Raw genomic sequence first — 7,207 nt, 5'->3', positions numbered from 1 at the left:
AGATCTTATTCCAATAGACCCTAGATTATCAAACACATCCGTGTTGAATGTAGGTTGGAAACCATTATAAGTAGTACCTGCATCGTGCAATAAATTGTTCGGGTCTGAAATCCAGTACGGGGCTCTATACAACGCAAAACTAGTCCCTTTTCTAACATTAATATCTCCAAAAGCGTAAAGTGTAGTTTTATCAGAAAGCGGATATTCAGCGTTCACCACTAAAGCACCCATTTTAGAATCAGGCTGTCCTATAGTCATCCCTAGGTCTGGATTTCTACTCAACCAATCTCCCCATTGTGCATCATCTGCGGCTACTCCAAACAAATCGTCTTTTCCTGGCTTTCCTGCTCTGTTCGTTTTCTTTTGGTCCAAATAAGAAAGATTAAAATTCACGAAACCTTTGTCAGCAATTTTAAATCCTGAGTTAAGGTCCGCTCCAAAATTGAAACCGTCCCCTTGTGAAGTTACTCCTGAAGTAAGACTTACCTCCGTAAAATTAGTTTGTTTTTTAAGGATAATATTAACTACCCCTGCAATAGCGTCAGAGCCGTATTGAGAGGAGGCTCCGTCGCGTAGTACTTCAACTCTTTCGATTGCAGAAAAAGGTATACTTTTCATATCTGTTCCTACCTCACCTTTTCCGGGAGTATCATTGATATAAACCAATGCGCTTTGATTTTTTCTTTTTCCGTTTACCAAAACTAAGGTACGACTTGGTCCTAAGCCGCGCAAATCTGCCGGGTCAAAATGTGCTGTCGCATCAGAAATAGCCTGAGTGCTCGAATTGAATGAAGGAATTTTGTAAGCTAACATTTTGTCAAATGTAACTTGTCCGCTCGATTTAAGATCTTCCGCATAAAGCTTATCGATCGGAACCGCCGAATTTAGTACGCTTCGCACTTTTGACCTATTTCCTGTAACAACAACCTCATCTAAGCTGTTATTTGGATCCAGCTTAAAAACAATTGCAGCGCCAGCATTTGTTACCTCAATACTTTTATTTTGGAATCCTACGTATTTTGCGGTCAATGTAACAGGCAATGCCTTTACATTAATTTCAAAAGCACCGTTACCATCCGTGGTCACGCCTTGCGATGTAGCTTTGTCCACAACATTAGAATATGGCAAAGCTCGTCCATTCTCATCCGTCACGATCCCTTTGATTGTTTGGGCATTCATTGCCCCAGGTCCAATTATCAAAAATAATAGGCCTAAAATAAATTGGTTAAATCTCATAAATTGTTTTTTTGATAGTTTCATAAAGTGATGGGCACAAACTTATGTGTTTTCCTTAAAAAAAACTTAAAATTTTACATTTTTATTTTAATTTTTAGAAATAACACATTTTTTAAATTTAATATTAAAAAGCCCTACAAACATTGCCTCTTGTTGATTTAAAATTCCAAATTATTCCGATGAATGACTCCTCTGCACGAGCACCGGAATCCAACGGCAAGTATAAGTTTAACTATCAGATATTTAGTTTGGTCGAAGCCATTTAATTCGTCGATTCGCTTCTCCCCTGCACTGGCTATAAAAGAAAAATGTATTACTTTTGATCGACAAATGTCAATTATTGCATCCAATCATTTCCAATTGCAATTCGCAAAAAGAGCATCTACTCATAATGCAAAGCTTCGATTGGATTCAATCTGGAAGCCTTTAGTGCAGGGTAATATCCAAAAAAAACGCCCGTGACAAAGCAAACCAGGAAGGAAAGCACCACCGATGATTGGGTAATCAAGGTAGGCCAATGCATAAAATAAGTGACCCCTTTGCTGACACTTATCCCTACGATTACTCCGATCAGCCCTCCAGTGATGCTTATCATAATGGCCTCGATCAGAAACTGCATCAGGATATCGACGCCCCTTGCGCCCAAAGACATCCGTAGACCGATTTCCTTGGTGCGCTCCGTTACCGAAACGTACATGATATTCATAATACCGATACCTCCCACTATCAAAGATATCCCTGCAATGACGGTAAGCAACACCGTCAGGATTTGGCTCGTGGATGAAAAAGTGCTGATTAGCTCCGCCTGTGTCCGTACGGTAAAGTCATCCTCCATTCCGCGGGGTATTTTATGGGTGCTGCGTAACACTTTCTGAATCTCCAGAACTGCATTTTTTGTGGCATTATCGTCAATGGCTGAGGCAAAAATAGTTTGGTAATAAATGCTGGACAAGATTCTTTTCTGCAAGGTCGTAATGGGGATGAGGATAACGTCATCCTGATCCCGTCCAAAGGCATTTTCCCCTTTTTTGGTCAAAACTCCTATTATTTTGAACGGAATCCTCTTAAAACGAATGCTTTTGCCCAAAACGTCCTCACCGTCGGGGAAAAGATTGTTGACGATGGTTTGTCCCACCAGACAAACTTTTGTGGCCGACTTAACGTCCCGTGCGGTAAAGGCAACGCCCTCCTTCAAAGGCCAGCCCCGGATATCCAAATACTCGGGATAAACGCCTTGCATTGTGGTCGACATGTTATAAGGGCCGTTGATGATTTGTCCTGCCGAATATGCGGCTGGGGAAACCGCGCTTATGTATTTGGAATCTTTTTGCAGGGCCTTTACATCCTGCTCCGTAAGTGACTGAACGCTGGCATTGTCAATTCTTGCTCCTCCTATAACCGTGCTACTTGGTCGGATGGTAATCATATTGCTGCCCATGCCCTGAATCTGGCTTTGGATGCTTTGTTTCGAGCCTTGGCCGATAGCAATCATGGCTATGACCGATGCAACTCCTATGATGATACCGAGCATCGTGAGAATCGACCGCAGCTTATTGCGCAATATTGCCTTCAGGGCCAGTCGTAAAAGATTAGATAGTTTCATTGGGTAGCAGTTGCCGATTCATCAATTTCAGGGAGATCCTCCAAATCTTGCTTAGCGTTCCGCACATTTGTATTGATACTGTCCTTTATGATTCTGCCATCGCGCAGCGTAATGGTGCGTTTGCTGAAAGCGGCAATATCGGGCTCATGGGTGATAAAGACAATCGTCTTTCCTTGCACTTCGTTTAGTTCCTGCATCAGTGCCATAATCCCGTAGGAATTTCTGGTGTCCAGATTACCTGTGGCTTCGTCGGCCAGAATCAATATCGGGTTATTGACCAAGGCCCTCGCTATGGCTACCCTCTGTTGCTGACCGCTGGATAACTGGCTAGGCCGATAGTGAACCCGATTCAAAAGGTCTACCTCCTCGAGTGCTTGCATCGCTTTTTCCTGACGCTCTTTTGACGAAATATCAGGATTGTAAAGCAGTGGCAACTCGACATTTTCAATGGCCGAAGTCCTGGGTAACAAATTGTACGACTGAAATACAAAGCCCAGCTTGCGGTTACGAAGTCGTGCCAGCTCATTCTTGCTGAGTGTGCTGACATCAATACCCTCCAGAAAATAGTGTCCCGAGCTCGGTTGGTCCAAACAGCCCAAAATGTTCAGCAAAGTCGTTTTCCCCGAGCCGCTGCTCCCCATAATGGTAATGAATTCCCCGGAATTAATGGAGAAACTGACGTCGTTAATTGCTTTAACCACATCTCCTCCCATTTTGAATTCCCTTTTCAGGTTCTGTATTTCCAATATCGCTGAACTCATGACTCCTGCTTTTAATTGTTTGACGAACTTTTGGAAGTTCTTCTAGAAATCCTAGGCATAAAAGGGCTCCTCTGCACATTATCGGCATTATCACCACTGATATCATTCGCGGCAGCAGTGATTACCTCTTCACCTTTTGAGAGTCCTCCAATCACTTTTACGAAAGCATCATCGTTAAGACCAATACTTATCTTTTTTTCCCTCAAAGTATCGCCCACTTTGGTCCATACGTAGGCATTTTGAAAGCTATTATTAGCTGCCTGTGAAACGGATTCTGACCCAGCGCTTTCGTTTGAATACGCAATTCCTTTTTCCGCTTTTACAACCCTAAAACTGGTCATTACGGTCGAATCCGGTTTGAAGTTTAAGGCTCTCGAAGGAATCAATAAGACATTGTCGTCTTCGGCCGTGTAGATGTTTATGTTTGCAGTCATGCCGGGTTTGAGTTTCAAATCGGGGTTTTGAACATTGATTAGAGTCTTATAGGTCACCACGTTTGCCGATACCGATGGATGCAAAAGCACTTCCTCTACGGTTCCCTTAAAGATATCAGGGAAAGCATCAACGGTAAAGCTCACTTTCTGCCCTGATTTCACTCCGCCAATATCTGCTTCATCCACCGCCGCACGAACCTGCATTTTGGTCAGATCTTTGGCGATTACAAATAAGGTTGGCGCATTAAAACTGGAAGCGATGGTCTGGCCCGCACTTACGTTCCTGTTCAGGACCACACCGTCAATGGGGGAATAAATATTGGTGTAGAATAAGTTCCTTGTGACTATTTTCAATTGCGCGTTCGCACTATTAACTGCGGCCTCGGCAGTATGATATTGATTTTCTGATAACTCATACTCAGCCTTGCTAATTATTCCGCGGTCGAATAAGTACTTTTGCCTTTCAAAATCGCTTTCCTGTAATATCAGGTTGCTTTTGGCAGTGGCCAGATTTGCCATAGACTGTTCGGCCTGTGCCCTCATAATCGAAGAATCTATCTTAGCCAAAAGCTGACCCTTTTTGACCACGTCGTTAAAATCAACATAAATACTGCTCACGACACCCGAAACTTGAGCTCCCACCGAAACGGTATCCAGTGGCTGAATCGTTCCTGTTGCCGTCACGCTTTTAGCAATTGATCCGTAATGTGCCTTTGCCGTTACAAAATTAATGTTTTTGGCCTTATCTTTCGAAAGGAAAAAGTAAAGTGCCGCCGCGACAACGAAAACCGAAACGGAAAGCAATATCAGTGTCTTTTTTTTCATTTTGACAGTTTTATAGTTGAAAAGAATTCACTTTCGGAAAAATATATTATTTTTTGATAAAAACAACTGTCAAAAACAAAAACGGCAGCTATCTCATCGAACGACAATAGCTTCAAAAAACAGCGATGGGGTCAGCTGTTAAATTATACTTAAATTTAAGATTTTTTTTTGAAAGGGAACAGATAATCCGGGGAAAATTAAAACCTTTTTTTTACAATTTAAAAAATTATATTATTGATAGCCATGTAATTATGCGCAATGTTTCCCGGAAGCAGCTTTTCCGGAAAACGCACCATTATTTGCAAAGCGATAGTTTCCAAGTGGAAATTCGACTTTTCATTATCTTACGACAAAAACCAAAATGTATGTTCTCGCATCTTTTAACTCTTAATACAAATCTTCGATAACATAATCCGTTTCATTAAATTGGAATGAACTTCCTTTTGACAATCCCCTCATTTTTTCATAAATAGGTGCTTTGGTCGAAATACCAATGACTGTCTGTCCATCTATTTCAATTTTTTCGCTGGATATCGCGATGAAAAAAGTTAATTTTTCAGTTACTACAATTGCTCCAGGTTCTACGTGAGAACTTTCCTTTGCGACGTCTAATGAATCTAGGTAAGAGAGTTCCTTTTGGGCAAAAGACAGTTCGTCTCCCAGGACTTTCAACAATTCGTATTTTCCGGCCCTGCGATCTTCAGACTGGCTGGCAGATTCATTTTGGCTGAAGGTATCTTCATTTATTTCCGCCTCTCGTTCTTTATAATTGTTAATTAATTCAAGCTGATGTTGCCTGCATTCTTCCAGAATACGGTTTTTATCTATTTTATTTCTCATTTTATTTTATTGGTATAAGTTATGAAGATTTATTGTTTATTCTTCAGCGGTGTTGCGTTGGCTCCGGCAGAGAAATCAAGTCAATTTCCCAGCAGGGACTTCTTTAAAACCCTGGTATCGGTGTCTTTATAAGTTTGCTTAATGATGAACTTTATAAGACTCGTATCGCTTTTACGAATCTGCGAGTATAGCCCGGCTTTTTTAGGCTTGTAATAACCACTTTCATTTCGCGGCCGGAAGTCGCATGGATGAAATCGCTTTCCATTCCATTTGGATTTGAAACTATACCCAAATGGCCTATTACATTTCTTGTGGGACTTAAAAACAGTAAAATATCCCCTTTCCTTACATTATCAATATCGATTTCTTGCCCGAAATTCTCAAATTGCGAAGAGCTACGCGGAACCTCGATTTTAAAGTGTCGGAAAACAAAATAAACAAATCCGGAACAATCAAAACCATCCCTGCTGCATCCGGCCTCGACATAAGGCGTTCCCAATAAACCGCTTCCGAAGCTTACAATACTGTCCCTTACTGAAAGAGAACCACTAGTTGGCTCTGTCATTGTGCTAGCAGGTTCTAAAGCTTTAGTTGGCTCTGACAAAGTATCTTTTAAAATCGTTTCTGTCTTCTCTGGAAACCTCTTGTTTCCGTTCCCTCTATCTCCTCGCCATGAACCGTAGGCAAAGCTCCCTAAAACTATCAACAGTAAAGCAATAGTTGTTGTCCATTTCAAGCGGTTTATATTTTTAGATTTCATAGTGAAAAAGGAATTGACGAGATTTAAATTTTGCAAAATGCTGTAGAATTAACACCTGTTCCACAATCGCCTAAGAGTATGATTTGCATTATTGTACTTTACAAATCTAACCAAATTTTAATGATTTGAGGCGAAATAAAAAAAGTCCAACTGATTAGGGAAGATAATCTTAAAGCAAAAACAGTCGCTCAAAAAAATCGGCAACTGGTTTTTTGGGTTTATTTCTATGCATTCGTTAAATCTTAACGACCATTTTGCCTTTGTTCCTTCCATCAAACAGATCGATAAAAGCTTTCGGAATCTAATCGAAACATTCCATCACTATTTCGGCATAGGTCAATTTTCCTAGCTGGAGTCATGTCGCCAATTGTTGTATGGCTTCCGGGAATTAACAAAAAAAGGGCCGAGAACTTCCTGTTAAAATTGTGTTAAACCAAAATTAAACGAGCGTTTAATTTAAACGCTTGTTTAATTTTGCCTGATATTTTAATTTATGTCATCAAGCAGTACCTTTAGCGAGAAGCAAATCCAGATACTTCAAGTGGCTGAAACCCTATTTGCCGAAAAGGGTTTTGATGGCACCTCGATTCGAAACATTGCCAAAGAAGCGAAAATTAACGTCGCAATGGTTTCCTATTATTTCGGGTCCAAAGAACGATTACTGGAATCCCTTATTCTTTTCAGAACTACGGACTTAAAATTTCAAATAGAAAATTTATTGGCCGAAAGTCTTGAGCCTATCGAGAAA

At 40.8% G+C, this 7,207-nt stretch carries 7 protein-coding genes and 1 pseudogene; 1 reads left to right on the top strand and 7 read right to left on the bottom strand.

Translation table 11 applies throughout. The features are described 5' to 3' along the window. The 7 genes and pseudogenes from VIH09_RS11575 to VIH09_RS11545 form a co-directional block, all read right to left on the bottom strand. Positions 1–1,236, bottom strand: a 1,236-nt coding sequence (locus VIH09_RS11575; protein ID WP_331581117.1) for a TonB-dependent receptor, incomplete at its 3' end; no start/stop codon positions are given. A gap of 382 nt (positions 1,237–1,618) precedes the next feature. Beyond that, positions 1,619–2,839 carry an ABC transporter permease gene (locus tag VIH09_RS11570; protein WP_331581115.1) on the bottom strand — a complete coding sequence of 407 codons (1,221 nt, stop codon included), beginning with the start codon at positions 2,837–2,839 and terminating at the stop codon, positions 1,619–1,621. Then, on the bottom strand, positions 2,836–3,600 hold the full coding sequence (locus tag VIH09_RS11565; protein WP_331581113.1) for an ABC transporter ATP-binding protein: 765 nt from the start codon (positions 3,598–3,600) through the stop codon (positions 2,836–2,838). Before VIH09_RS11565 ends, VIH09_RS11570 begins: the two co-directional genes overlap by 4 nt. Before the next feature lie 11 nt (positions 3,601–3,611). After that, on the bottom strand, positions 3,612–4,859 hold the full coding sequence (locus VIH09_RS11560) for an efflux RND transporter periplasmic adaptor subunit (RefSeq protein WP_331581111.1): 1,248 nt from the start codon (positions 4,857–4,859) through the stop codon (positions 3,612–3,614). A gap of 387 nt (positions 4,860–5,246) precedes the next feature. Next, the gene (locus VIH09_RS11555; protein ID WP_331581109.1) at positions 5,247–5,699 is read right to left on the bottom strand and encodes a hypothetical protein; all 453 of its coding nucleotides are present in this window, start codon (positions 5,697–5,699) and stop codon (positions 5,247–5,249) included. 151 nt (positions 5,700–5,850) lie between these two features. Next, positions 5,851–6,435: a C40 family peptidase gene (locus tag VIH09_RS11550; protein ID WP_331581106.1), complete on the bottom strand. Its 585-nt coding sequence runs from the start codon at positions 6,433–6,435 to the stop codon at positions 5,851–5,853. 259 nt (positions 6,436–6,694) lie between these two features. Then, positions 6,695–6,847, bottom strand: a pseudogene (locus tag VIH09_RS11545) (NADP-dependent oxidoreductase); the annotation flags it as partial. 105 nt (positions 6,848–6,952) lie between these two features. Here VIH09_RS11545 and VIH09_RS11540 point away from each other — a divergent pair. Further along, the coding region (locus VIH09_RS11540; protein WP_331581104.1) for a TetR family transcriptional regulator at positions 6,953–7,207 on the top strand (255 nt) is incomplete at its 3' end.

The organism is Flavobacterium sp. (genome assembly GCF_036515215.1).
Taxonomy (GTDB): Bacteria; Bacteroidota; Bacteroidia; order Flavobacteriales; family Flavobacteriaceae; genus Flavobacterium.
This window is presented reverse-complemented; position numbering and strand designations above follow the sequence as displayed.